This window comes from Nostoc sp. CmiVER01 (genome assembly GCF_034531135.2).
In the GTDB taxonomy this organism is placed as follows: Bacteria; Cyanobacteriota; Cyanobacteriia; order Cyanobacteriales; family Nostocaceae; genus Nostoc.
In genome coordinates this window covers 338329-362272 of the sequence record NZ_JAVRBU020000008.1, presented here as the reverse complement: position 1 = coordinate 362272, position 23944 = coordinate 338329, and the positions used below count along the sequence as shown (strand labels likewise).

At 40.5% G+C, this 23944-nt stretch carries 26 protein-coding genes; 9 read left to right on the top strand and 17 right to left on the bottom strand.

What is annotated here, in order from left to right; all coding sequences use genetic code 11:
* Positions 1 to 411: 411 nt before the first annotated feature.
* The 6 genes from RMZ43_RS16140 to RMZ43_RS16115 all read right to left on the bottom strand — a co-directional run bounded on the left by RMZ43_RS16140 (position 412) and on the right by RMZ43_RS16115 (position 6939).
* Positions 412 to 2940 carry a DUF4347 domain-containing protein gene (locus RMZ43_RS16140; RefSeq protein WP_322652337.1) on the bottom strand — a complete coding sequence of 843 codons (2529 nt, stop codon included), beginning with the start codon at positions 2938 to 2940 and terminating at the stop codon, positions 412 to 414.
* Positions 2941 to 3782: 842 nt separating this feature from the next.
* Positions 3783 to 4499 (bottom strand): molybdopterin-dependent oxidoreductase, encoded by a 717-nt coding sequence (locus RMZ43_RS16135; protein ID WP_322650163.1) that lies wholly within the window; start codon positions 4497 to 4499, stop codon positions 3783 to 3785.
* 8 nt (positions 4500 to 4507) lie between these two features.
* Positions 4508 to 5104 (bottom strand): cytochrome b/b6 domain-containing protein, encoded by a 597-nt coding sequence (locus RMZ43_RS16130; RefSeq protein WP_322650162.1) that lies wholly within the window; start codon positions 5102 to 5104, stop codon positions 4508 to 4510.
* A gap of 101 nt (positions 5105 to 5205) precedes the next feature.
* On the bottom strand, positions 5206 to 5898 hold the full coding sequence (locus RMZ43_RS16125; protein ID WP_322650161.1) for a cytochrome c biogenesis CcdA family protein: 693 nt from the start codon (positions 5896 to 5898) through the stop codon (positions 5206 to 5208).
* Between the two features lie 8 nt (positions 5899 to 5906).
* A complete protein-coding gene (locus RMZ43_RS16120) occupies positions 5907 to 6515 on the bottom strand; it encodes a thioredoxin family protein (RefSeq protein ID WP_322650160.1) in 609 nt (202 codons plus the stop codon).
* Positions 6516 to 6630: 115 nt separating this feature from the next.
* Positions 6631 to 6939, bottom strand: a complete 309-nt coding sequence (locus RMZ43_RS16115) for a hypothetical protein (RefSeq protein ID WP_322650159.1) — start codon at positions 6937 to 6939, stop codon at positions 6631 to 6633.
* A gap of 449 nt (positions 6940 to 7388) precedes the next feature.
* On the opposite strand from RMZ43_RS16115, the gene RMZ43_RS16110 reads away from it, so the two are divergent.
* Entirely contained in the window at positions 7389 to 7589 is a 201-nt protein-coding gene (locus tag RMZ43_RS16110) for a hypothetical protein (protein ID WP_428850740.1), read from the top strand.
* Between the two features lie 32 nt (positions 7590 to 7621).
* Here the strand turns inward: RMZ43_RS16110 and rpmA are convergent, their stop codons facing one another.
* Together rpmA and rplU are read right to left on the bottom strand one after the other, a co-directional pair.
* Positions 7622 to 7918 (bottom strand): 50S ribosomal protein L27, encoded by a 297-nt coding sequence (gene rpmA, locus RMZ43_RS16105; RefSeq protein WP_322650157.1) that lies wholly within the window; start codon positions 7916 to 7918, stop codon positions 7622 to 7624.
* 27 nt (positions 7919 to 7945) lie between these two features.
* A complete protein-coding gene (rplU, locus tag RMZ43_RS16100; RefSeq protein WP_322650156.1) occupies positions 7946 to 8353 on the bottom strand; it encodes a 50S ribosomal protein L21 in 408 nt (135 codons plus the stop codon).
* Between the two features lie 451 nt (positions 8354 to 8804).
* Here rplU and RMZ43_RS16095 point away from each other — a divergent pair, with 451 nt between their 5' ends.
* Together RMZ43_RS16095 and RMZ43_RS16090 are read left to right on the top strand one after the other, a co-directional pair.
* Positions 8805 to 9038, top strand: a complete 234-nt coding sequence (locus tag RMZ43_RS16095) for a Nif11-like leader peptide family natural product precursor (RefSeq protein WP_109008244.1) — start codon at positions 8805 to 8807, stop codon at positions 9036 to 9038.
* A 258-nt stretch (positions 9039 to 9296) separates the two neighbouring features.
* Positions 9297 to 10385: a nucleotidyltransferase domain-containing protein gene (locus RMZ43_RS16090; protein WP_322652336.1), complete on the top strand. Its 1089-nt coding sequence runs from the start codon at positions 9297 to 9299 to the stop codon at positions 10383 to 10385.
* Between the two features lie 83 nt (positions 10386 to 10468).
* Here RMZ43_RS16090 and RMZ43_RS16085 read toward each other — a convergent pair whose 3' ends face one another.
* Together RMZ43_RS16085 and bchI are read right to left on the bottom strand one after the other, a co-directional pair.
* A complete protein-coding gene (locus RMZ43_RS16085) occupies positions 10469 to 10765 on the bottom strand; it encodes a hypothetical protein (RefSeq protein ID WP_322650154.1) in 297 nt (98 codons plus the stop codon).
* Between the two features lie 99 nt (positions 10766 to 10864).
* A complete protein-coding gene (bchI, locus tag RMZ43_RS16080; RefSeq protein ID WP_322652335.1) occupies positions 10865 to 11989 on the bottom strand; it encodes a magnesium chelatase ATPase subunit I in 1125 nt (374 codons plus the stop codon).
* 389 nt (positions 11990 to 12378) lie between these two features.
* On the opposite strand from bchI, the gene RMZ43_RS16075 reads away from it, so the two are divergent.
* A complete protein-coding gene (locus tag RMZ43_RS16075) occupies positions 12379 to 13644 on the top strand; it encodes a glycoside hydrolase family 10 protein (protein ID WP_322652334.1) in 1266 nt (421 codons plus the stop codon).
* A 215-nt stretch (positions 13645 to 13859) separates the two neighbouring features.
* Here the strand turns inward: RMZ43_RS16075 and RMZ43_RS16070 are convergent, their stop codons facing one another.
* From RMZ43_RS16070 to RMZ43_RS16060, 3 genes are read right to left on the bottom strand one after another with little or no spacing between them, the layout of a single operon-like run.
* On the bottom strand, positions 13860 to 14084 hold the full coding sequence (locus RMZ43_RS16070) for a PIN domain-containing protein (RefSeq protein WP_416212099.1): 225 nt from the start codon (positions 14082 to 14084) through the stop codon (positions 13860 to 13862).
* An 18-nt stretch (positions 14085 to 14102) separates the two neighbouring features.
* A complete protein-coding gene (locus RMZ43_RS16065) occupies positions 14103 to 14267 on the bottom strand; it encodes a hypothetical protein (RefSeq protein ID WP_322650150.1) in 165 nt (54 codons plus the stop codon).
* Entirely contained in the window at positions 14248 to 14508 is a 261-nt protein-coding gene (locus RMZ43_RS16060) for a hypothetical protein (protein WP_322652333.1), read from the bottom strand. The genes RMZ43_RS16065 and RMZ43_RS16060 overlap by 20 nt, the downstream gene beginning before the upstream one ends.
* A 319-nt stretch (positions 14509 to 14827) precedes the next feature.
* Here RMZ43_RS16060 and RMZ43_RS16055 point away from each other — a divergent pair, with 319 nt between their 5' ends.
* Entirely contained in the window at positions 14828 to 17086 is a 2259-nt protein-coding gene (locus tag RMZ43_RS16055) for a DEAD/DEAH box helicase family protein (RefSeq protein WP_428850739.1), read from the top strand.
* A gap of 247 nt (positions 17087 to 17333) precedes the next feature.
* On the opposite strand, the gene RMZ43_RS16050 is transcribed toward RMZ43_RS16055, so the two are convergent.
* On the bottom strand, positions 17334 to 17393 hold the full coding sequence (locus tag RMZ43_RS16050) for a hypothetical protein (RefSeq protein WP_416212408.1): 60 nt from the start codon (positions 17391 to 17393) through the stop codon (positions 17334 to 17336).
* Between the two features lie 160 nt (positions 17394 to 17553).
* Between RMZ43_RS16050 and RMZ43_RS16045 the strand changes: the two genes are divergently transcribed.
* Positions 17554 to 17772, top strand: a complete 219-nt coding sequence (locus tag RMZ43_RS16045) for a hypothetical protein (RefSeq protein WP_322652331.1) — start codon at positions 17554 to 17556, stop codon at positions 17770 to 17772.
* Positions 17765 to 18193 (top strand): hypothetical protein, encoded by a 429-nt coding sequence (locus RMZ43_RS16040; protein WP_322652330.1) that lies wholly within the window; start codon positions 17765 to 17767, stop codon positions 18191 to 18193. The genes RMZ43_RS16045 and RMZ43_RS16040 overlap by 8 nt, the downstream gene beginning before the upstream one ends.
* 44 nt (positions 18194 to 18237) lie before the next feature.
* On the opposite strand, the gene RMZ43_RS16035 is transcribed toward RMZ43_RS16040, so the two are convergent.
* On the bottom strand, positions 18238 to 18975 hold the full coding sequence (locus RMZ43_RS16035) for a Ycf66 family protein (protein ID WP_322650145.1): 738 nt from the start codon (positions 18973 to 18975) through the stop codon (positions 18238 to 18240).
* A gap of 215 nt (positions 18976 to 19190) precedes the next feature.
* Here RMZ43_RS16035 and gndA point away from each other — a divergent pair, with 215 nt between their 5' ends.
* Positions 19191 to 20621: an NADP-dependent phosphogluconate dehydrogenase gene (gndA, locus tag RMZ43_RS16030; protein WP_322650144.1), complete on the top strand. Its 1431-nt coding sequence runs from the start codon at positions 19191 to 19193 to the stop codon at positions 20619 to 20621.
* Positions 20622 to 20752: 131 nt separating this feature from the next.
* On the opposite strand, the gene RMZ43_RS16025 is transcribed toward gndA, so the two are convergent.
* Positions 20753 to 21892, bottom strand: coding sequence for a protein kinase domain-containing protein (locus RMZ43_RS16025; protein ID WP_322650143.1), 1140 nt, complete (start codon positions 21890 to 21892; stop codon positions 20753 to 20755).
* A 186-nt stretch (positions 21893 to 22078) separates the two neighbouring features.
* Between RMZ43_RS16025 and RMZ43_RS16020 the strand changes: the two genes are divergently transcribed.
* Positions 22079 to 22549 (top strand): EamA family transporter, encoded by a 471-nt coding sequence (locus RMZ43_RS16020; RefSeq protein WP_322652329.1) that lies wholly within the window; start codon positions 22079 to 22081, stop codon positions 22547 to 22549.
* 209 nt (positions 22550 to 22758) lie between these two features.
* Here the strand turns inward: RMZ43_RS16020 and cax are convergent, their stop codons facing one another.
* Positions 22759 to 23850, bottom strand: a complete 1092-nt coding sequence (cax, locus tag RMZ43_RS16015; protein WP_322650141.1) for a calcium/proton exchanger — start codon at positions 23848 to 23850, stop codon at positions 22759 to 22761.
* Between the last annotated feature and the right edge of the window lie 94 nt (positions 23851 to 23944).

Genomic DNA, 23944 nt, shown 5'->3' with positions numbered 1-23944 from the left:
CCCATCCCTCTATAGTGTAAAGATGTAAGAACCTATCCGACTATTCTAAAAATCCCTACTTCTTTTCGTAAAATGTGCTTGACCTGGAATTCTCCCTTGTGATAATTCCAGGAAGTGTGGGAAGACATAGAAGAAGCTCAGATAGGGGATAAAAATCTCGCTTCTTCCCACCCCTCCCACACTCTCTTGTGAGAAATCCGAATTTTACTCCTGGCAACTCCTTCTGTTAGTAGTTTACTTAGGACTTGTGTGTACACCGTAGCTTAAAAAATGGGGGGAACCGGAATCAAAGTCCCCCTTTTTAAGTAGAGCAAGTGGCATGAATTTAGAGGGATTTAGAACTTTTGATCCCGACAAGAAGACTCTTCAAACATCCTCTTACCCTATTCACAATGATTATCATTATTGTTCTTATCCGATATTGTTTGTTAATTTGACTTGCACGATCATATCGTTGTAATCTTTGTCACCACCATTTGCTAAATCTTCAAAACCAAAACTGTTATTTCCCAACAATCGAATATGGTCTACTTTATCTGAGTTAGCACCTAAGAATGAGAAGTAAACATCCAGATTGGCATTACCATTCTGAATTGCGTTAGGTTTACCATTAACAATAATAAATGGTGCAAACAAAGAACCAGTCTCGAAAGTACTAGTGTAATTTACTGTAGCTTGATTATTCACAGTCAAGTCAATTCCCACAACACGGCTACGCACAGCAGCTTCAGTGTAACCAGTTTGTCCAACAAGAATGTCAGCCTGCCCATCATTGTTAGTGTCAATTCCACCATTTTCATCAGCAATTTTATAGAAGCCAACATAGTTGTTATATATTGCTTCTCTATTGACTATAAATTCAGCTGTTACTGGTTCTGTCACACTTTCTAAATCAATCAGTTCACCTTGATATTTTCCTTGCAGACCAGTGCCTAAAGATGTCTCTTCATTGGTTGGCTGAATATCTACAACCAAATTCTGGAAGTTAAGAGAAAACCCTTTTTCTTGTTCTGTATTGTTAGTTATACTTGAGGGAAAAGAGACATTTGACAAAGAGGTTTTTCCGGACAGTATAGCTTGAGTTGTACTGTCGGATACCAGATAAAATCTCAGTTTGGTATCAGAGTCAAATTCTAATATGTTTATCAGGTCTGTAGGATTGAAACCATTAGGTAGATTGGCAAGAGTGGACAAAATTACCTTTGAACGCGAAAGAGCCGCTTGCGTATAGCCTTCTGCGCCAGGAGCTATGCCATTAATTCTACCTTCTTCATCGTCAACGGTAAATACACCCAGTTCATTTACCTTGTCAGAGGTATTGTTTTTAATCTTGATTGAGAGTTTTCCTTGATCATCTTCATCTTGATTGTTCGCGTTAGTCTTGACGCTAAAAATATCGCCTGTAGTATTTATCAACAGGGTAGAATCGACAGTAGGAATTGTAGGAGTCTCTTGGGCAACTGTCGTGAGTGTAAACACATCAATGGCTATAGCTTCAGCACTATCTGTAGCGGTGACTTTGATGTTGAGAGTACCTACATCCTGATTCGTAGGAGTGCCACTGAAGGTATTGGTAGTAGGATTAAAGTTCAACCAAGTGGGTAGTGAGTCATCATTTTCCAGAGTTGCAGTGTAGGTAAGGATATCTTCGGTATCTGCATCACTGAAAGTATCAGCATCAAAAGTAAAGCTGAAAGCTGTATCTTCTTCAGCTGTTTGATCCGCGATCGCAGTTTGTAAAGTGGGTGGGGTATTTAACTCTCCCGTCGCCCCTAAAAAGGCTAAATACCCTGTGGAAGCTGTTTTCTCAAGTGTGATACTCTCAAGCGTCTTAGTTGCATCCGCTGAGACCCTTACCCCAAATATCGCCGGATCATTAGCATTTTCAAAGCCAGTCCCATCAGCCTTACTACGGTCTAAGCCATTAATTAAATAGTAAAGAGTTGTTGATGGGGTAATTTCGTTAAACCAGTCGGGAATTGTTTGGCTATCAGTTGTTTGCGTTGTCCCATCACTATAGTTCAAGGTCAAACGGACATTACTGCTTGCTTCCGTTGAAGTTAAGGCCAAATGCACATAAGCATACTGACCACTCGAAACATTAAACGTAAAATTCCCAGTAGAAGTTGTAATTAGACGAGCATTATTGCCGTTTTCACTGTTTCTATAACTGAGTTGAATATCTGGATTGAAGCTAGTAGCCTCAAAAAATCCGTCATCTGGCAGTCCATTACCCAAAGTACTATTGGTAAAAGTAGCGAATGATTGGGTTATCAAAGCAGAGTTGTTCCCATCAATCGCTGTTTGGATGGTGTCAGTGACTTCTCCAGTACGGTTGACAATGACATCAGCATTAAATACTGATGAAACATCAAATGGGACTGTGGAGCCTAATATACCTGGATAATTTGCTATTGCCTGATCGTTAAAAGCGAGTTGGGGTTTAATCTCACCCACAGTCACTTCTAAATCCCAATTTCCTCCTAATTCTGTATTACCTGTTTTTGAAGCTGAAGCAGCAATTTTAGCACCCATTAAAAAATGTAGTTTATAGAGAAATTCCTCTCCCGCATCACCAGCAGCAACATTACAACCGTATAAAAGTAAATTGAGATTTTCTCTTGAACATCCCTGTAACTGCGGCACATAATCTCTTAAGGTATCAAGGCTAAGTTGGCTATTACCTAAATACAGACATCCAGGCGCACCGTGAGAAACAATGTGAACTGTCTTTATATTCTGGCGTTGTTTTAATACTTTTGTAATTTGCTCTACGCCGTCTCGTTGTGCTGACAAAATAACAGTTTCAACACTAGGGAAAGTTCCTTTTAGAAGAATTTCTGCGTTACTAACAGAAGGATCGATAAACAGGATTTGTACTGTAGAGCTATCTGTATATGCAAAGGTAGATGCACTGCTGATTATGGAATTCAAAGACATGACAAATTCCTCACAACTACTTGTTTTACGTAACTAAGAGCAAATCAAAAGTATTCATCTCAGCAATTCTGTCAAAAAATTAAAGTTCAAACTCCTACCTTATATGCAGCTGAAAAATCACGTCTTATTTTTCTTTATCTACAGTAATAGAAGAGTAGTATAGGACTACAATTTTATTTTGAGAACATCTTGAGATTGAAAAGCCTGTTTGATAACGGTTTTCTCTGAAATGTTGTTGAACAACTCAGATATGAATTCTATCATCATACAGGGTTTTAACATACTATTAACTGTTAATTAAGAGCATTAAATCTAGCATGTTGCTTACTAAAGCAGTATTTTTACTGTAAATACTCTTGAAACTATAGCAATCCGAATTGAAACGTGAGAAAATACTGAGATTAAAAATACGTACTTTAAAGCCTTTCAGCGTTTTTCTCTCTCACGAATGATTTAGGATTGCTATATGAACCTATCCCACTGATAATGTTTTGTTAATCCAGATGTGGATAGTAGCAAGGTCAATGTATGGGTCAAAGTAAACCTTTTGACGTTCCCATCTGACAACGAGACGGCGCTTAAGAGCGTTGATACCAAGCAAAACAACGCTCCTGCTGAAATCTAAGAACAGAGATTTTGATGTGTCTTCCTCTGTTTTTCTTGGTTTTCCAGACTCGCGCATGGGATTTGAGGACGAATACCTCGTTTACATAGGTCAGCACGTTTTTGTTTCGAGTCGTACCCTTTATCAGCAGCCAACACCTTGATTCGTTTACGTGGTCTGCCGCATTTTAATGTTTTGAGTTGGACTTTAGTAAAATTTTCCCCTGTCCCCTGCCCCCTCATAGCCCTGCAAACCACTCATAGCCCTGATCCTCCCAATAGCCTTTACGAGGTAACAAATTGCTGACGAATGTAATTTGAGTTACCCATTTACTTTGCTTGTAGCCCAGTTTAATTGGGGATGCTAGGCGTATGGGCGCACCATTATCAACTGATAAAGGTTGTCCATTCTTTTGATAAGCCATGAGAGTTTGGGGATGTATAGCAGAGGCAAGATCCCAGCTTTCATAGTAGCCATCAGCAGATTTGAAGTAGACATAGCGGACGTTTGACTTAGGCTGTACCAGTGCTACCAAGTCTCGTAATCGCACACCTCCCCATTGAGCGATCGCAGCCCAGCCTTCAACACAAACATGGCGAATTACCATTGAAGTCAAGGGGAGTTTTTGAATATCTGCCATACTCAATTGCATGGTGTTACTAACTTCGCCATCAATCGTCAAGCGAAACTGTACTGGATCAATTTGCGGCGTAAAGTCAAAGGTATTAATCAGCAATTTGTCTGGTTCTATAGCACTAACAGGAAATTCTGGTACTGGTTTTTGACTTAGCAGGAGTGCTTCAAGACTTTGATTTAGTGGCTCAGATATTTGCCGCAGATTATCTGAGAACAAATTTGTCCCACAGCCACCTAAAAGAAAGCCTAACCCTGAAAGTCCAGATACTTGCAGTAACCGGCGACGGGATAGGGTGCGTTTGGGAAGAATCAGACTCATAAGTACCTCTACAGGAACATAGACTTAACTAGACGGATGCTTCCTACCTTCAGGGCAAGTAAGGAATGAGCAATTGTAAACAGTATGACTGTGGGAACAGTGATAAAGTGAACAGTGCGTAGAGTTTGCCAATTACCAAACAGCCCGGAAAGCCAATGCAGTTGAGCAGGTTTGTACATCGCCAGACCACTCAAGATTGCCAGCAGCAGCACTGGAATAATAGCAGTATAGACTAGCCGATGCCATGCGTAGTTTTTGCGCTTTGGGTTCTGGCTGACTTGCAATGCTTTTAAATCACCGCCATCGGCAAAGCGACGCTGCCAACGACGAGTTACAAAGATATAAAGTCCATACCAAAGTAAGTTCAGCGAAAACAGCCACATAGCAGCAAAATGCCAATGTCTGCCACCCGCTAACCAACCTCCTAGCAACAGAAGGTCAGGAAAATGCCAACCTTCACGCCCTCCAAATACCGGATTAGCATTATAGATTTGCAGTCCGCTAGCGATCATTAAAATGAGACTGATGATATTAATCCAGTGAAAGATTTTTGATAAAAAAGTCTGACTTGGGGTTGACCAGACTTTGCGTTTAGATGAGTTCATACCAATTTTGGATTTTGAATTTTGGATTTTAGATTTTTAGATTGTTCCCAGTTAGACTTTCGGATTGGGTCTTGTAATCCAAAATCTAAAATTGGCACGTTTCACAGACGTTGAGTAGGAAAAAACGGAGCCAGCCAAAGTTGCACCTGGACATCCCAACCGAGAAGAATAGCAATTGCTGTGGCCGCGATCGCTACGCCACCAATCCTCTGCAACGTTGCACTATGGGAGCGGAGATTAAGGATTCGTTGGCTGAGTACTCGCCCACCGTAGGCGATCGCTAAAAGAGGCAAACCTGCTCCGATTCCATAAGCAAGCAGTAGCCAAAATGCACCTATGACTTGATGATTAACTGCTGCTAGGACTAAAACACCTCCCAAAACTGGCCCAGCACAGGGAGTCCATAAAAGCCCCAACTGAGTACCTAACCAGAACTCTCCCATAAGTCCGATTCGCGGGGTTTTCTTAGCCCAATTGCTGACCGGAAAATAAGAAAATATTCGGTAACTCCAGGTAGGGAAAATTGCGAGTAATCCCAGAAATAAAAGGAGTGCGATCGCGCCATTCCTTAATAAATTAGCCAAACCTGTAAACCAGCTTGCTGTTACACCTAGTAAACTACCAGCCAGTGCAAAACCAGTGATTAATCCCCCTAACAGTGCTACTGGGCCGTAGATGTGGGATTGGAGGGATCGCCCCAACAGCACAGGCAAAATTGGTAAAACACAGGGTGAAAGCACATTCAGAACTCCCCCCAGTAAAGCCAGACTCATTGACAAAGTAGAAGTTGTCATAATTCCTTCTACCCCAATAGCTGGCGGATAGTTTGCTCTATTTTTTCGTATGCCCCTTCACCAATATGGTCATATTGTAGTAAACCTTGGCGATCGGCTAAAAACGTATGGGGCCAATACTGATTTTCGTAAGCGTTCCAGGTTTTGTACTCGTTATCAACCGGAACTGGATAGGTAATTTGGTGTTGTCGTAGTGCCTTTTTTATATTGTTTGCGTCTCGCTCAAAGGCAAACTCTGGTGTGTGGATGCCAATCACCTTGAGTCCTTCTGACTCATACTGTCGATGCCATCTAGTAATGTAGGGCAGAGTACGCTGGCAGTTAATACAAGCAAAAGTCCAAAACTGTATTAGAACAACACTGCCTTTGAGGTCAGCAATTGATAAAGGGGTAGAATTAAGCCACTGATTAATACCCTGAAACTCTGGCATACTCTTATCTGCCGGAGTTTTAACTGTAATAGTTTCCAAGTCTTGCGTATTATTACTTTTTGCAGGAGAGATAGAAGGGGCATCCACTTTTCTGAAGTTGGAAAATGTTGTGGCTGCACCGATTCCGACAATCCCCAACCCAAGATAAAAAAGCAACTGACGCCGACGAAGTAGGTTGTGATTCATCAGAATTTCTCCTGTTGAGGTCAAAGCGCCAAAGTATAAGGATTGGATCAAGATTTTCTTGGTAAGCAGCCCTTATACTTAGTACAAGAAAAGTGAGATGTAAGGCTAGTTATGGCTAAGGCTTGGTGGAAGGTGAGGATTGCTTCATCGCATCGCCAGCTTTGTCTTTACTCATCGCATCGCCAGCCTTATCTTTGCCCATCGCATCGCCAGCCTTATCTTTGCTCATTGCATCGCCAGCTTTGTCTTTACTCATCGCATCGCCAGCCTTATCTTTGCTCATTGCATCGCCAGCTTTGTCTTTACTCATCGCAGGAGAGGCTTCAGGAGCAATTTGATTGTTGCTTGCAGGACTGCTAGAGCAAGCAGTGAGACTAGTGGTTAAGCTTAAACCAGCAATTAAACAAAGTATTTTCCAGTTCATAGTCTTCTTTCATCCTTTAGATAGTTGTTTTTGTATTGATTCAAGGGAAATTAAGCTACAAGTAGATTCATAAAGGCTATTGAAATAAAGAAGATACCTTCTTGTAGAAAACTCCATCAGACTTTTGCTACTGATGTTTGAGTTATCCGGAACATCCAAAGTATCTCAGTTCTCTCTGAGAGCTTATTGAAACGAAGCCATGATTTTCATAAATTTATCCCTTGAGAAAATTTAGTTAATTCTCAGCATTTTCTCAGGTATTCATGGTAGCTCAAAGCTAGAACCTAATTTAGATATTCTCTCAGCCGAACCTCATTCTGAAATGAATGAACGCAGGTTAACATAATAAGCAATGTCTTTATTGCACTTATGTTATCGTGATTAGACCCAAAAGACTACATCGTTTAATCCAAAGACTTTCAGTATAAATATATCTCTTGCTGGCTATCTTGAACTTTGGAAAATTTAGTGCAATCATCCGAAAGCTCACAAAAATTGCCTACGATAACAAGCTACCGAATCCAATTTCTTTGTGTAATATTTTGTTATTGAAGAATATCTGCGCTTTGATGCTCCTAACCGTAATCTATGGGCAACAGAGGAACAAAGCGACTTTTAATCAACTGCTGGGATATGCGATCGCTAACTAGCAATTAGGGTGGGTAACAGCCCACCCTACACTCTAACTTGCTACGGTCTCAGCAGGGGCTGCCTCAGCAGCAGTTATGGGTAAATAAACACTAACTTTTTTACGGGTTTTGCCCTTTCTCTCAAACATTACAACACCGTCGATTAAGGCAAACAGAGTGTCATCGCTACCAATACCGACATTGTTACCAGGGTGGAATTTTGTGCCGCGCTGACGCACAAGAATATTTCCTGCACGTACAACTTGACCGCCATAACGCTTGACACCTAGACGTTGGGCATTAGAATCACGACCGTTGCGTGTACTACCTGTTCCTTTCTTATGAGCCATGATTTCCTCTTGTGTATCTTCTTATTATTATTCAGCAGCAGTTTCAACTTCTTCGGCAGGAGTCTCATCTAAAACGGGGGTTTCCTTCTCAGTTTCTCCTTCAAAAGCAAATACTTCGCCATTAAGAGTGATGGAGTCAATCATAAGTCTGGTAATTTCCTGACGATGCCCCCGCTTTTTGCGGGTTTTCTTTTTAGGCTTCATCTTGTATACCAAGACTTTACGACCTCTGTAATGTCGCATTACAGTCCCTTCTACAGTCGCACCTGTCACTAGTGGCTGTCCAATGGTAACTTCACCATCGTGCTGCACGAGTAATACAGAGTCTATTGTAACTTTTTCATCTGGTTCAGTCGCAAGCAGTTCAATATCGTAAAACCGGCCTGGCTCTACTCGTATTTGTTTGCCGCCAGTTTCAATAATCGCGTAGGTCATGGAATTGTCCTTGAGGTTGCCGTACAGGTAGCTGGTTTTTATCTCGTGTAGAGGGCATTTGCCAGCTTTTGTAATATGTCTACCTGATCCGAGCAGGAATTAGACAGACAATCTAATATTATATTTTATGAGTAGGTGCTAAGTCAAGCTTTTATTTGCCAAAAGCTTTATGGCTGAATCACCCACCCAAAGAATGTAAACTGCATTTACAATTAAACACCAATATTATTTAGTTAAAGACTGCTTCCATCTTAGGGTTGAGTTTTACAAATTAGTATAAATATTTAGACTAAAACTTATATTTTTTTATCAGAATCTACACAATCTTCTACTTTGTTTTAAAATTAAATTTACACTCTAAATAGTAAAGGTTCTTCACAAAATTTAGTGATTCCACAGGAGTCAAGTTACTAAATTGAAACCTGATATTTAAAACAGGAGATTAACTGTCATGACACAGCAAAATGCTACCCGACTTTTTGAAGCTGTAAAAAAAGATCAAGCGCTACAGCAAAGACTCAAAGCAACAGCTAATCCCGAAGCCTTCGTCAAGATTGCTCAAGAGCGTGGCTATGATTTCAGCGTTGAAGAACTGGACAGTGAAATCAACAAATTGTCTGAAGAAGATTTAGCCGCCATTATTAATCCAGGATGGGGAAATAGACGGCACATTAATCCTAGATAATTCTTGTTCTAGGAAAGCCAAAATATAGGAACAACTAAATTAACAAGTTTTGCTCCTTAAGGGGATATCGTTGCATCATCTCCTTTAGGGGCATTTTTGTTAAACTAAGCAACTTTTGGTATTAGTCAGTGGTCATTAGTCAATGGTCATTATTGGTCAAGAGTTAGAAATTCTTCCCTTGGCTCCTCTACATCTACATTCCCTATTTCTCATCGGCTGAACTCATGAGTTAGGATGGCAATATTTTAATCAGGTGATATGAAAAGAATAGAAGTTGAGCAAAGAACTATCTTAATTGGTTTAGCAGGTAGCCACGGCTATGGTTTAAATCGTCCTGATTCAGACTTTGATTATCGAGGAGTATTTATCGCACCCAAAAGGTATTACTTAGGGTTTGATCACATAGAACAAAAAGATTCTGGTTGGGATGAACCAGGAATATTTCCATTTATTGATGGCAACAAAGACACAGTTATATATGAATTAAGAAAAATCCTTCAGTTATTAGCAGGTGCGAATCCCAATGTTTTAGAATTGCTCTGGTTAAAAAACTATCCTTTTTTAAGCGCAGTCGGACAATATTTAATTAATCATAAGCAGTTATTTTTGAGCAAGAAGGTAAAACATACTTACACTGGTTATGCCTTTGCCCAAATCAAAAAAATGGAAACTCATCGTAAATGGTTGTTAAAGCCACCGCAGAAAAAGCCAATACCATCTGATTTCGCCATAGAAGATGAAGCACCCCTCAGCAAAGATGAGCTAAATGCTTTTTTAGAATATCTTTATAACTTAATCAGAGGACGGATTGAATTTTTGGAAGAAGCGGAACAATTATACCAATTGCTGACGGCAGATATTGATTTTAAAGGTGTGTTGAAACAATACACTTTGCCAGATGAAACTTTGGAATATACCCAAAAGTTAACCAATAGCCGTAAAGATTTTATTCGCCTGCTTCAGAAAAGCCAAAGTTATCAAATAGCTTTAAGAGAATGGAAAGCTTACTTATCTTGGCAGGAAAATAGGAATCCGGCTAGAGCAGAAATGGAAAGAAAATCGGGTTTTGACCTCAAACATGGAATGCACTGCATTAGATTGTTACGCAGTGGAGTAGAAATATTGCGGCGGGGTGAAGTGATTGTAGATAGGAGAATAGCTGGTGATTTTGAGGATTTAAAAGCTATTTTAAAGGGTGAGTATTCTTATGAGGAGGTGATGAAAAAAGCAGAAGATTTGGTCGCTGAAATGGAAATTGTTTACGAACAATCTGCTTTGCCTCACAAACCTGATTTAGAGCAAATTAATGAGTTGTGCATGGAATTAGTGGAAATGCAGAGTTGGTAAGTTGTTAGGCATTGGGCATGGGGCATAGGAAATTATTGATTAAGTTTCTTTGCTATTCCCTATTCCCTATTCCCCAATCCCCATTAAAGAGCATACATTAAATCAGCAAAACCATAGAGGCTGATGATGAGCAATAGCGATGCTGTTAGTTGGGTAACTCGTGTCTGGGGTGAGGGCGCGATCGCTTCCCGCACTAAGATAGAAATAGATGCCCCAACTACTAAGCTCAAGCCTAAAATTAAATAGGGTCTGTCTGGTAAAATACTAGCTATTGCCAGCATAGCGATCGCTAATAAGAGCATCAATAATTCTACAAATCTGGGCGGGTTGTATTGGCTAGATAGAACAAAGCTGTGAAACCAAAAAGACCAAAATCTCATAATCAGTTTTGAATGCTAAATATTGAGTTAGACTCTGCCAATTTTAGATTTTGAATTGAAGAAAAAATCCAAAATCCAAAATCTAAAATCCAAAATTAATTAGCTCCTAGCCCCTAATTTTTGACCTGTGCCGTTTTTTTGTGCAATATCACCTTCTGGTAGTTCGACGCCAAAGACGCGGCTAAAAACTTTGGCGACTTTGTAGCCAGAATCAATCGATTCTAAAGGGTCTTTCCGTAGCCTGTGACGCAAGCATAGCGTAATTACGCGGTGGATATCATCTACTGTAACTTCTGTACGTCCTTCATAAGCTGTTAAGGCTTTGGCGGCGCGGTTACTAACAATGTCACCCCGCAAACCATCTACATCCAGTTCTGAGCAGACTTCAGAAATTTTCACCCGCAGTTCATAGTCAATTTTCACTTCTGGTAAAAGCTGTTGAGCATTGACAATTTGTTGTTGTAGTGCTTCTTGCTGGGGTTTGTAGTTTTCGAGAAATGCTGGAGGATTTTGGTCAAAATCCGCCCGTTGTTCCACGATTTGCACCCGCAAGCCTGGTTCTTTTACGGTGTGAATTTCTGCGTGCATCCCAAAGCGATCGAGCAATTGCGGGCGTAGTTCGCCTTCTTCTGGGTTTCCAGAACCCACAAGAACAAAACGCGCTGGGTGACGGATAGAAATACCTTCCCGTTCTACAGTGTTCCATCCACTCGCGGCGGAATCTAGTAGCACGTCTACAAGGTGGTCATCTAGCAAGTTGACTTCATCCACATAGAGAATGCCTCGATTAGCCTTTGCTAGCAGTCCCGGTTCAAAGGCTTTGACACCTTCAGATAAAGCTTTCTCAATGTCGATTGTGCCACAAACTCGGTCTTCTGTAGCTCCTAGTGGCAGGTCTACCATTTGGACTTTTTTGTGAGCTACAGGAATTTCCGCCCCTTGTTCTAACAATTGGCGGACTTCATCGCTCATCAAGTCGGGATCGCTAGGGTCACTATTGAAGGGGTCATTGGCAACCACAGAAATTTCTGGCAGTAGATCTGCCAGCGCCCGGATAGTTGTGGATTTCCCGGTGCCGCGATCGCCCATGATCATTACACCACCAATTTTGGGGTCAATCACGTTCAATAGGAGCGCCAGTTTCATTTCTTCCTGGCCCACAATTGCCGTAAAAGGAAATACCACGCGACGCGCACTTGCCGTGGATTGAGCAGTTGGACTCACTAAATTACCTTAACAATATTTTTCTTATTACAGTTCTCTATTGTGACACAGGTGGGGTGTGGGGGAGTGAGAAGATTGGGGGCAGGGGGACAAGGGGACAAGGCGACAGGGGGACAAGGCGACAAGGGGACTTAAATCAGAACTTGCAACCAGTGTTTCTCCTTGTCCCCAATTCTCAAGAGTCCCCAAGTCCTCTTTGCCATGCCCAATGCCCAATGCCCAATGCCCAATGCCCCATTCCAATATCTATTGGGCACAAATGCCTACTAGTTGCGTCTAACTATCTTAATTTGTCTGCTTTAGTTTTTCTGGTGCAAAAGTTCCAGAAGCAGGGAACGAACAACTACCAACTCATCAATTATGTACTAAGCATAAATACTTGTAGACTAATGGTTAGTAAATTCAATCATCAAAACGAGCAATGGCATGTGTGGGTAGTTGATGCATCATTCAAATTTATGAAATCATCTTTTATTGTTCAAAGTTGGCGACGACTACTCAAGTCTTTTTTTCCAATTCTCATTTTAATATCCTTTTTTACTGTATTGTTGGTGGACAGTTTCACTCCTGCGATCGCACAGATACCCCGTCAGGAAATCCGCGGGGTTTGGATGACCACTAATGATTTTGATACCCTCAAAAATCGAGACAAAGTAAAGGATGCCGTAAGTCAATTACGACGGCTAAACTTTAACACAATTTATCCTGTGGTGTGGAATTCTGGCTATGTGATGTATCCTAGTGCGATCGCACAACGTGCAGGTATTCAACCTTTTGTCTACAAAGGTTCAGATGGACATGATATTCTAGCAGACCTGATTAACCAAGCCCATCGCCAAGGATTGCTGGTAATTCCCTGGTTTGAGTTTGGTTTCATGGCTCCCCCAACCTCAGAATTGGCAATGAATTATCCTGATTGGTTCACACAAAAGCGGGATGGTAGCCAAACTTCAATCAGTGCGGCTGGAGAGGTGATGTGGCTCAATCCGTTCCATCCAAAAGTGCAACAGTTTATCACTAATTTAGTGCTAGAAACTGTTACCCAATATGATGCCGATGGCATTCAGTTTGATGATCACATGAGTTTGCCTCACGAATTTGGCTACGACCAATATACAATTGCTTTGTACACCAAAGAAACGAAGAATCGTCCCCCAACTAATTCCCAAGATGCGGCATGGGTAAAGTGGCGGGCAGAGAAAATTACAGCGTTCATGGTACAACTTAACCAAGCTGTGAAGCAGAGAAAACCTCAGGCGATTTTCTCTGTTTCTCCTAATTACTATGATTTTGCTTACAAGTTTCACCTGCAAGATTGGCTGAGTTGGATACGGCAAAATATTGTGGACGAGTTAATCGTGCAAATTTATCGTCCGGATCTGCAAAGTTTTGTGGCTAATATTTCTCGCCAAGAAATTCAAGAAGCGCAAAAAATAATTCCAACTGGAATTGGCGTTATGACAGGGTTACGAAATAATCCAGTTCCCATGCAGCAAATTAAGTCTCAGGTGCGGGCTGCCCAAGAACGCGGTTTAGGCGTAACTTTCTTTTATTATGAAAGTCTATGGAACGATGCTATAGAACCTTTAAATGAGCGCCAAGCTGGATTTGCAACTCTCTTTCGCTCTCCCGCACTCCGCGCCAAAGTTGAATAAATTTTCTGTTGAAGATTATATTCTTGTACTATCAATTAAGGTTTTGACATCTAATTGGTAGTGCTTTGCCTGTTGCAAAGGCTCAGATTCTCGGCTTATTTTAAAAGTCGGGAATCTTGTTATAACTACTTTAGATGTGTGCTTCTATCGATTCTAATGGTACTGCGATCGCTGCATAAAATAGACATGATAACCTTTATTGCAATCAAAGCACTTTAAGCTTGACTCCAATCTTGTAACTCTAGTGCTTCAACTCTATCGAAATGACGCTGATTATGAGTAATCATAACTAGATTATTGGCAATGGCAACCCCAGCAATGAGCAAGTCAATATCGTCGATGGGAATCCCTTGGAGGCGCAAGTTTGCGTAGATATCTGCGGATAGGGTGACTGATTGTTCAGTAAGGGGCAATACAGTATTTTGGGCGACAAATTCCAAAAATAAGGTGAGTTGCTTTTAGGCATCACGGTGCTTTAAGCCACTGAGAATTTCGTAATAAGTGATAATACTAATGTTGATTTGACGATAGGTTATCAAGTAAGTCTGAAACTGAGCTACTACATTGGTATTGCCTCGGAAGAACAAAGACAAAATATCAGTATCAATCAATGCTGGTTTCACGGTTTCGTCTTTGAGAAAATGCTTGCTGACGACGGATAATAATCTCGTCTGAAAATTCGCCGTATGCTTCATCTGACATATCGCTCCAGCAACCTGCAAACTGCACGATAGCAGGGTTATGGCTGTTAGTTTCTGAGCTAAGTCTAAATCCGTGAATTATCTCATAGAGTTGTGCTAACTTAGCATCTGGGATTTGCTGCACTTCTTTTAAAACTTTAATTCTCCATTCAGAGTCCTGCATTACCTAATCTCTCCTAATTTTCCAATTTTTAATTTTAATATAACTAACGCATTCCCCACGATTAAAGTTGCGGGATTTTAGTAAGCTGTCGCACATCATTATTGTACTTTTTAGAGCCTAAAACTTTCAAAAGAGCGATCGCCTGAATTAAAGTCTTTATTCATACATTTAATTCTATATAAATATCTTGGTAACTAGTTAGACAGCATATTGGTTTGGGAATACTGACAATTAGGGTAATGGATTGCTGCAATCCGTTGATTTAGCCATAGTTCCAGCCTTTCCCCTAAAGCACTGTCTTCCTAGTATTTTAGATATTATGACAACTGTTCAAGTTACATACGCAGGTCTAATCAAAGTAACCAGGGGTGAGGCTCCCAAAGAGCTATACTCCCACCAGAACGAAGCAATCAAAGCACTGAATGAAACTAATAAAAATGCCTTTGAAGGCTTGCTAGTGCTACCCACAGGTGGCGGGAAAACTTTAACAGCAGTTCACTGGCTACTACGTAATTTTATTAACAACAAGAAAAAAGTTCTATGGATTGCTCATCGCCATGAATTACTTGACCAAGCACTTGAGACACTTCAACTTAGTGCTTATTCATCATTATTGAGCAATGTATCAGGATTTAGATACCGCATTATCTCAGGTCATCCTAAACACGATCGACCTGTAAACATTGAAAAGACTGACGACATCATCATTGCCAGTAAAGACAGTCTAAACAGTGGGCTTGATCACTTGTTGAAAAACTGGGTCGGTCACTTACAGGAAATTCTTTTGGTTGTAGATGAAGCGCATCATGCAACAGCTAAGACTTATCGTAAATTAATTAATGCTGTCAAGGATGATCTAAAGGAACGAGGTCATGAAAACGGCTTTAAAATGCTGGGGTTAACAGCTACCCCCTTCAGAACAGATGAGAGTGAGAAGAGTTTGCTAAAGTTAGTTTTTCCAAATGATATTATCTTCTCAGAACACCTGAGAAATTTAATCGCCAGGGGAATCCTTGCTGAACCGATTTTTGAAAATCTCAAAACGAATATAGAAATCAAGCAAAAACTGAATGCCTTGAATGCAAGGCAAATCAAGAATATTGAAGATTTTGACAGGCTGCCAATGGATATTGCTGAAGAGATTGCTCAGTCTACTGAACGTAACAAGCAAATTGTTCACCACTATATCGAAAATCGGGAGATATACAAACCTCTTTTAGTATTTGCTATCAATGTTATACACGCAGTTGCATTGAACAAAGTTTTTAAGGATGAAGGAATTAATTCTGATTTTATTGTAGCAGCAGTTAATGCAACAGACAATAAGGAAAAAATACAAAAATTTAGAAATGGAGAGCTTGAAGTATTAATCAATGTAGAAATATTAACCGAGGGAATAGATTTACCTAACGTAAAAACTGTTTTTCTCACACGACCGACCGCCTCTACAATACTAATGACACAAATGATTGGTCGGGCTTTGCGTGGGCAAAGAGCAGGCGGTACAGAAAAAGCTTATGTAGTCAGCTTTATTGATGACTGGGAAAACAAAATTAACTGGGTCAACCCAGAAAAACTTCATTTTGAAGAAGATGCAGAATTTATTGTAAAAGGACTTCCATCAAGTAATAGAACTGCTCGGCTGATATCTATTGAGATGATCGAAGAATTCACTCGTATCATGGATAACTCAATTGATACTACTGGGTTAGAAAAACTAGACTTTTTGAAAAGGATTCCTATTGGAATTTATCATTTTTCCATTCTCGAACCATCCGAAGGATATGAGCCTAATCCTAGACCTTATGATGTATTGTTGTATGACGATACAGAAGAGGCATACGACAATTTTGTTAACGATTTGAAGCTTATATTCCAAAGTATTGATTTACAAAATAGGGAAATATTGACCGAAGCAGAACTTGAACAGCTTTTGCAAACTGCAAAACAAATTTATTTTCATGACTATCAAACTTTGCTTGGTTATAGAGATGAAGATGTAAAAAATATCTTGCGTTTCTATGCTCAAAAGCAAATTCCACCAGCATTTCTAGCTTTTAGCGAGAGAAGAAACTGTGATTTGTCTATTGTAGCAAGATATATCTACGATAATTCGTTAGGTCGTAGAGCAGAGTCTGACTATATCAACTCAATTTGGAATGATGAAAATTCTTTTTGGCAAGTTATATTCAGCTACAACCAGTTATATTTCATGAAGCAATTGGACGATGAAATTAGGAAGATTACTAATCCAGATATATACGGTAATGTATCCATATCAATACCAACTGTAATTCCTGATACTGTACCAATAGAGAAATTAACTCTATATGCAATAAAAGAGCGAAATATTGTTGAATACAGAAAAATTAAAAATGCTGTATTCGCCAAGCAAACAGATGCAAAAGGATTTATAACTTGTGCAGACAGTAAAGTTAAAACTCAGATGCGGAGAGATTTCCAAATTGATCACATTAAACCGATGTCTCAGGGTGGTTTAACTACCATAGATAATCTGCAATTGCTGACACGTAAAGCCCATGTAGAGAAAACTCGTAGGGAGAATACAAGACGATAGTTTTGAGGGATATCTCTGTATCCGTAGGTAATCTGAAGTTGTCTGGTTTGGCAGGTTTAAAATGTATGGTGTCACTCACAAGAGACTTATGACTTTAACCCTGAACTTGCCACCAGAATTAGAATAGTATCTTGCACAAGAAGCTAAACAGCAACGGCTTTCTGTTGGCATAATTTTTCTGACAGTCGCGCCATCACCACTTCACCATATATTACGTCTCCACGTTCGATAGAAGCAAGCCCAACAGCTATTTTTTATGGGTTTCTTCTTCCCATTCTTCCAGGAGTTTCAATGCTTTAACAATCACATCTTCAGCATTTTCATATCTACCTGTAGTAATTCAGGTTTGTATAAATTGCTCGTATTCACCTTGAAGTTGGATATTCATAATTTTTATCCTTAGTTAGTTAAGAGCATTCCCCAAACTATGCTCTAAAATTTATCTAAGTTCATTAAAGCCTTAACTTATGCTTCTTACCGAACTCATACCGCTAGTTAAACAATTATCCCACACTGATAAACTCTTACTAATACATTTCCTGGCAGCTGAATTGTTAAAGGAATCAAGTTTAGTCCCATTGGATGCTCAGGACAAAGTAACAAGTCTTGGCTTATATGATTCTTTTGAAGCTGCTGCTGTTTTAGCGAAAGCATTAGCAGAAGAAAAAGCGGCAACACATGGTTGATAAAGTTAGATTTGCATTTACTGAGGTAAATCCAGAACTCGGTGCATTAAGTACGCTACCTTATCTACCGCTAATTCTCACTTATCAGAATCGTTCTGTAAGTGTATCAGGTTTGCTAGATACTGGTTCTACTGTCAACGTATTGCCCTACGAAATCGGGTTAAGGCTGGGAGCAGTTTGGGAACGTCAAAGACTTTCTGTTCCATTGGGTGGTAATTTGGCTAGGTTTGAGGCAAGAGCATTGGTATTGATGGCAAATGTTGAGCAATTTCCGATAGTAGAACTAGCTTTTGCTTGGACAAGAGATAGAAACGCCCCATTGATTTTAGGACACATGAATTTCTTTTTAGCGTTTGATGTGTGCTTCTATCGTTCGGAATTAGCGTTTGAAATTAGCCCTAAAATAGCCAGATGGAAATAGTGAAACCCAACATCATATGAGGTTAACGCTGGGTTTCACTGCATTCAACTAGCTTGATTAGGTGGTATTTCTTCCGGTGATACTTCTGCCGGGGGGGCAAGTACTGCATCCGGCGCAATTTCTTCTACGGGAATCGGTTGCTTATCCTCAATTTCAAAATCTGCTTGCGCTGCTTCCACCAACTCAGGAGATGGGGGATGTGGTGGAATCGCTTCCGGTACACTCTCGGTTTTAGCTTCGGTGTCAGTAGTAACTGTCTCCTCTGCTGGTTGTTCTGGTATAGCAGTAGTTTTGTCGATAATCTCAACAGCAGGTTTCTCTGCTATTACAGAAGTAATGTCTTCTGGTTTGGGGGTTGTGGGTGTCTTTTTACTCACAGTCTGTTGCACCTTGTCTTTCACGCCATTGAAGGTGCTACCAAGACCTTTTTGCAACTGCCCCAGCCGTTCCTGAAGGGAGAACTTATTTACTTGTTCCTGAATGCCAGTTTTCACCGTTTCAGGACTGGGTACTTGGGTTTGTTGTGCTTGGGGGGCCAGTTGGCGACGTAATGATAGAGTTTGCCAGCCAAACCAGACCAAAAGAGCCACACTAGCCACATGACCCAGCAACAAACCCCCAGTAATGCGTGGTGCAAACACCCATAAGACTAAAGCATAGAAAAGTCCTACACCACTCCAGATAAAGTCATTCTTGCGGTGGATTTCTGGAAAAAAGAAAGCTGCTATGTAAATGGCTAAACTACCAAAACCAACCACCAAAGCTAGGACAAATGCCAGCATTATTTGGTTACTCCTTACTGCGTCCTTTGACTATTTAAATTTTGCAAATTTTGTAAGTCAATTGTTGATTTAGATACAAATTAAAATTAATTAACCGTGTTAGTTGTGGATTTTTGTCATTTATTCAAGTCTTAAGGTCTTCTTTAGGAGAGAAGGGAAAATATCGGACTACCCTTAAAGTAAAAGGATCTGCAAGAGTTAGCCAGAAATTTTTTATGACACTACAAAGCTTTGGTGTGATTGGATTAGCCGTTATGGGTGAGAACATCGCTCTAAACGTGGAGCGCAATGGCTTCCCAATTGCAGTTTACAACCGCTCCCGAGAAAAAACGGATGCGTTTATGGCGCAGCGTGCTACAGGACGGAACGTCAAAGCCGCCTTTACTTTGGAAGAATTCGTTGCCTTATTGGAACGTCCCCGCAAAATCCTAGTAATGGTGCAAGCTGGTAAACCAGTGGATGCGGTGATTGCTCAACTCAAACCCTTGTTAGAGGAAGGCGATATCATTATCGACGGTGGCAACTCTTGGTTTGAAGATACGGAACGCCGCACTCAAGAATTAGAACCGGCTGGGCTTCGGTATCTTGGTATGGGTGTCAGTGGTGGTGAAGAAGGAGCGCTAAATGGGCCTTCGCTGATGCCTGGAGGTACAACAAGCTCTTACGAGTTTCTATCACCAATTTTCAACAAAATTGCTGCCCAAGTCGATGATGGCCCTTGTGTAACCTATATTGGCCCTGGTGGTTCTGGCCACTATGTCAAAATGGTACACAACGGCATTGAGTACGGCGATATGCAGCTAATTGCTGAAGCCTACGACTTACTGAAAAATGTTGCTGGATTAGACCATAATCAGCTACATGAGGTGTTTGCTGAGTGGAACACCACCGATGAACTCGATTCATTTTTGATTGAGATTACGAAGAATATCTTCCCATATATTGACCCTGAAACAAAAAAACCCCTGGTGGATTTGATTGTTGACGCAGCAGGTCAAAAGGGAACTGGACGCTGGACTGTACAAACTGCATTGGAATTGGGAGTTGCTATTCCTACAATTACAGCAGCAGTTAATGCCCGGATTATATCTTCGATTAAAGAGGAGCGGGTTGCAGCATCTAAAGCCCTTACAGGCCCCAGTGGCAAGTATGACGGGCAAACCAAGGACTTTATCAACAAAGTCCGTGATGCTCTTTATTGCTCAAAAATCTGTTCTTATGCTCAAGGGATGGCGTTGCTATCCACAGCTTCAAAAACATATAACTGGAATTTGGATCTGGGCGAAATGGCGCGGATTTGGAAAGGTGGTTGTATTATTCGCGCTCGCTTTTTGAATAAGATTAAGAAGGCTTTTAGCGAAAATCCAGCTTTGCCTAACTTGCTGTTAGCTCCCGAATTTAAGCAGACAATTCTCGACAGACAGACTGCTTGGCGGGAAGTGATTGCTACAGCTGCAACACTGGGAATTCCAGTACCCGCATTTAGCGCATCCTTGGATTATTTTGACAGCTATCGCCGCGATCGCCTACCTCAAAACCTAACTCAAGCACAACGCGACTACTTCGGCGCACATACCTACCTGCGTCTTGATAAGCCCGGAACTTTCCACACTGAATGGGTACCTATTGCTGAAGCTAAGAAGTAAATTTTCACACATCTACACCAGGTTATTGTGAAAAGTTAAAAAGTTTCAGAATACAGTTTTAAGGGTGGCTCTGAGTTTCAGAGTCACTTTCTTTTTAATACTGATTTAAAAGTTAAGTAAATTGATTAATTTTAGGGATTGTTATTACCAAGATATTTGGCTTTTAATTCTTCTAATTCTTGATCTATTTCATTTTTACTAGAAGGCTGAGATATAGGGTTTGGTGGTTGTATTTTATTTGGTTGAGGTTTGTTACTACCCAAAAACTGGGTTTTCATTTGTTCTAATTCTAGATCAATTTGACTAGGAGATGGTGATACAAAAGCAGATGGAGAATTAGGTGACGATTGAGGAATAGGTTTTGGTGAAATCGCTGGTGTGGCTGCTACTTGTGACTGTTGATTTAAATCTTTGAGAACTTCATCTACTGTTTGATAACGCCGAATTGGAATACTTTCTAACATTTTGTTAAGAATGCGACTTAACTGATTACTAACAGGAGTTTTCAAGTATTGTTGCCATACCCAAGTATCGTTGTTGGTATCATAGGAATCGAAGGGCGATCGCTTAGTTAATAAATTAATACAAGTAGCACCCAAACTGTAAATATCGCTGGCGAAAACAGCCCTACCTCTCATTTGCTCAGGGGCAACATATTCTGGACTACCAATACTTGTACCAGTTTGATTTAAGGCGGCGCCAGTGGCAGATTTAGCAGCACCAAAATCTACTAAAACTAGTTTGCTATCACCGCTACGTAAAATAATATTTTCTGGCTTAATATCGCGGTGAATTACGTGTCTAGCATGACAAAATTGCAATACTGACAATAAATCATTTAATAGTTGCCGGATTTGGATTTCATTGAAAGCACCTCTATGTGCTAATTCCTGGGCTAAGTTTTGCCCGTCAATAAACTCTTGTACAAGATACTGCCGGTCGTCTTGGGTAAAATATGCTAGTAGTTCGGGAATTTGGGGATGTTTGCCCAGTTCATCTAACTGCACTGCTTCTTGGTTAAATAACTCTACGGCTTTGGCAAGAGTGTTAGTGCCTTGGGCTTGGGGATAAAATTGCTTAATTACGCAGCGTGGTTTTGAAGGTTTATCTTCATCCACAGCTAAGAAAGTTTTGCCAAAACCACCTTGTCCGATTGGTTTGATAGCACGGTAACGTTCTTTGAGGAGTAACTTAGAACCGCAAATCCGGCAAAACTTGACATCATTCGGATTTTCCGGCTTGGGACAATGAGGATTAAGGCAGTAGCTCATATAGGCGATCGCTCTTATATGTTTTTATTTTCTCCTGTCCCAGGCAAAAGGGGGTAATTAACAGATTTTAAATTTTGGATTTTGGATTTGTGTCACCCACAAAAGGAATGTGACTTGGATTTAAGACTTGTCTGTAAATCAACGATCGTAGTTTGTATGCAGTAATTTAATTTAACATGAGCCTAAATGACATTGCTAATTTTGACTGGTGAATCAAGAGGGAAGATGGAAAGCAACAGCAAAACGTGGTGGATATATGCATTGTTTTCGGCTGGCTTTGCAGCATTGACAACTATCTTTGCCAAAATTGGGGTAGAAAATGTGAACCCTAATTTAGCAACAGCAATCCGAACTGTTGTTATCTTGGTAGTTGCTTGGGGGATTGTATTTTTTCAGGGAAACGCAGTTAATATCTTAGTCATTCCCCAAAAAACGATAATTTTCTTATTATTATCTGGATTAGCTACAGGTTTATCATGGATTTTTTACTTCCAAGCTTTACAAGCCGGAAAAGCTTCCCTGATTGCACCAATTGATAAATCAAGCTTAGTATTAGTTTTATTGTTTTCAGTGATTTTTCTGGGAGAACCATTAACCTGGAAGATTATTTTAGGAACTGGGTTGATAGTCATAGGTACTTTAGTTTTAATCATTTAAAGTCTTAACTAAGACTGGGAATTTTATCTTCTCCATTAAGTTCTGCGGTTTTTTAGTGAGAAAGAAGAGTTTTTTGTCTTTTGGGGTTAGAAAAACTATTGCTGATATCTGGTGTAGAAAATCTAAAATCTAAAATTGGCTCTGTCATGACTCACGCTCGAGTGCGATCGCTTGCTTTGGGTTAAACTATGAGCGATCGCACTGCTAAACTACCCCATACCTTCCATAACTGGATGGAAGTAAAAGGCGAAACCCAACACTGTATAAGCAGCTAATAACAAAGTGCCTTCGAGCCAATTGGATTTACCATCAGAACTAATACTGTTTGCAATCAACACTGACACAACCACAGCTACTAATTCAAAGGGTTTGAAATCCAAATCCATTGGTTGTCCGAATATCCGCCCTGCTATAACTAACACGGGTGCGACAAATAGGGCAATCTGCATACTTGATCCCACAGCTACCGAAAGGGAAAGATCCATCTTATCTTTCATCGCTACGGTGACGGCTGTGGCGTGTTCAGCCGCGTTACCAACGATGGGAACCAATATCACCCCTGTAAACAGCGCTGTCAAACCTAGCTGAGATGTGGCCACTTCCAGAGAATCTACTAGCATTTCTGATTCAAGTGCCACTAGCAAGGTACATACTAGCAGCACGCCAACCCACAACATCATATTTGGTTTTTTATGAGGAATCTCCTCTTCTTCTGTCTCTGCAACACCCACATCATATAAATAGGAGTGAGTTTTCATCGAAAATAGCAGCGTTAAGGCATAAACCAGAATTAATACTACAGCAACAGCAATAGAAAGATTTTGCAGTGTTTGTTCGTTAATTCCTTGAGAAGTATAATTCATCGCCGTCGGCATCAAAATGGCAATCACCGCCAAATTCATCGAAGCAGCATTCACCCGCGCCACAATTGGCTGAAATGTCTGTTCTTTGTAGCGCAGTCCTCCTAAAAGCATAGAAAAACCCATCACTAGTAGTAAGTTGCTAATAATCGATCCCGTAATACTGGCTTTGACTACATCTATTAACCCAGCGTTCAGCGCCACTAGGGCGATAATTAGTTCTGTTGCATTGCCAAATGTGGCATTTAACAAACCCCCCAATGATGGCCCAACTACAACAGCAATTTCTTCTGTGGCTGTACCCATCCAAGCTGCTAAGGGCAGAATTGCTAATCCAGCTGTAATGAAAACGATCAATTCTCCCCATCCCAGAAGATGGGCTGCTATAGAAACTGGGATAAATAGTAATAAAACTAGAAGAATAATGTTTTTAGTTGACATCCGTTGTCTTAAGTTGAGGGTATCATTCACAGCGAGCAATCCTAAGTTTTAAGTTTGGAGTGTTGAATTAACAATCACTTTCATATCAGCATTT

Coding starts and splice junctions, on each gene's coding strand:
- RMZ43_RS16025 (WP_322650143.1), bottom strand. CDS start 21,892: ATGAGCTACTGCCTTAATCCTCATTGTCCCAAGCCGGAAAATCCGAAT.
- RMZ43_RS16060 (WP_322652333.1), bottom strand. CDS start 14,508: ATGCAGGACTCTGAATGGAGAATTAAAGTTTTAAAAGAAGTGCAGCAA.
- RMZ43_RS16095 (WP_109008244.1), top strand. CDS start 8,805: ATGACACAGCAAAATGCTACCCGACTTTTTGAAGCTGTAAAAAAAGAT.
- gndA (WP_322650144.1), top strand. CDS start 19,191: ATGACACTACAAAGCTTTGGTGTGATTGGATTAGCCGTTATGGGTGAG.
- RMZ43_RS16130 (WP_322650162.1), bottom strand. CDS start 5,104: ATGAACTCATCTAAACGCAAAGTCTGGTCAACCCCAAGTCAGACTTTT.
- RMZ43_RS16125 (WP_322650161.1), bottom strand. CDS start 5,898: ATGACAACTTCTACTTTGTCAATGAGTCTGGCTTTACTGGGGGGAGTT.
- RMZ43_RS16075 (WP_322652334.1), top strand. CDS start 12,379: ATGGTTAGTAAATTCAATCATCAAAACGAGCAATGGCATGTGTGGGTA.
- RMZ43_RS16045 (WP_322652331.1), top strand. CDS start 17,554: ATGCTTCTTACCGAACTCATACCGCTAGTTAAACAATTATCCCACACT.
- cax (WP_322650141.1), bottom strand. CDS start 23,850: ATGTCAACTAAAAACATTATTCTTCTAGTTTTATTACTATTTATCCCA.
- rpmA (WP_322650157.1), bottom strand. CDS start 7,918: ATGGCTCATAAGAAAGGAACAGGTAGTACACGCAACGGTCGTGATTCT.
- RMZ43_RS16085 (WP_322650154.1), bottom strand. CDS start 10,765: ATGAGATTTTGGTCTTTTTGGTTTCACAGCTTTGTTCTATCTAGCCAA.
- rplU (WP_322650156.1), bottom strand. CDS start 8,353: ATGACCTACGCGATTATTGAAACTGGCGGCAAACAAATACGAGTAGAG.
- RMZ43_RS16120 (WP_322650160.1), bottom strand. CDS start 6,515: ATGAATCACAACCTACTTCGTCGGCGTCAGTTGCTTTTTTATCTTGGG.
- RMZ43_RS16040 (WP_322652330.1), top strand. CDS start 17,765: ATGGTTGATAAAGTTAGATTTGCATTTACTGAGGTAAATCCAGAACTC.
- RMZ43_RS16135 (WP_322650163.1), bottom strand. CDS start 4,499: ATGAGTCTGATTCTTCCCAAACGCACCCTATCCCGTCGCCGGTTACTG.
- RMZ43_RS16035 (WP_322650145.1), bottom strand. CDS start 18,975: ATGCTGGCATTTGTCCTAGCTTTGGTGGTTGGTTTTGGTAGTTTAGCC.
- RMZ43_RS16115 (WP_322650159.1), bottom strand. CDS start 6,939: ATGAACTGGAAAATACTTTGTTTAATTGCTGGTTTAAGCTTAACCACT.
- RMZ43_RS16090 (WP_322652336.1), top strand. CDS start 9,297: ATGAAAAGAATAGAAGTTGAGCAAAGAACTATCTTAATTGGTTTAGCA.
- RMZ43_RS16140 (WP_322652337.1), bottom strand. CDS start 2,940: ATGTCTTTGAATTCCATAATCAGCAGTGCATCTACCTTTGCATATACA.
- RMZ43_RS16020 (WP_322652329.1), top strand. CDS start 22,079: ATGACATTGCTAATTTTGACTGGTGAATCAAGAGGGAAGATGGAAAGC.
- RMZ43_RS16055 (WP_428850739.1), top strand. CDS start 14,828: ATGACAACTGTTCAAGTTACATACGCAGGTCTAATCAAAGTAACCAGG.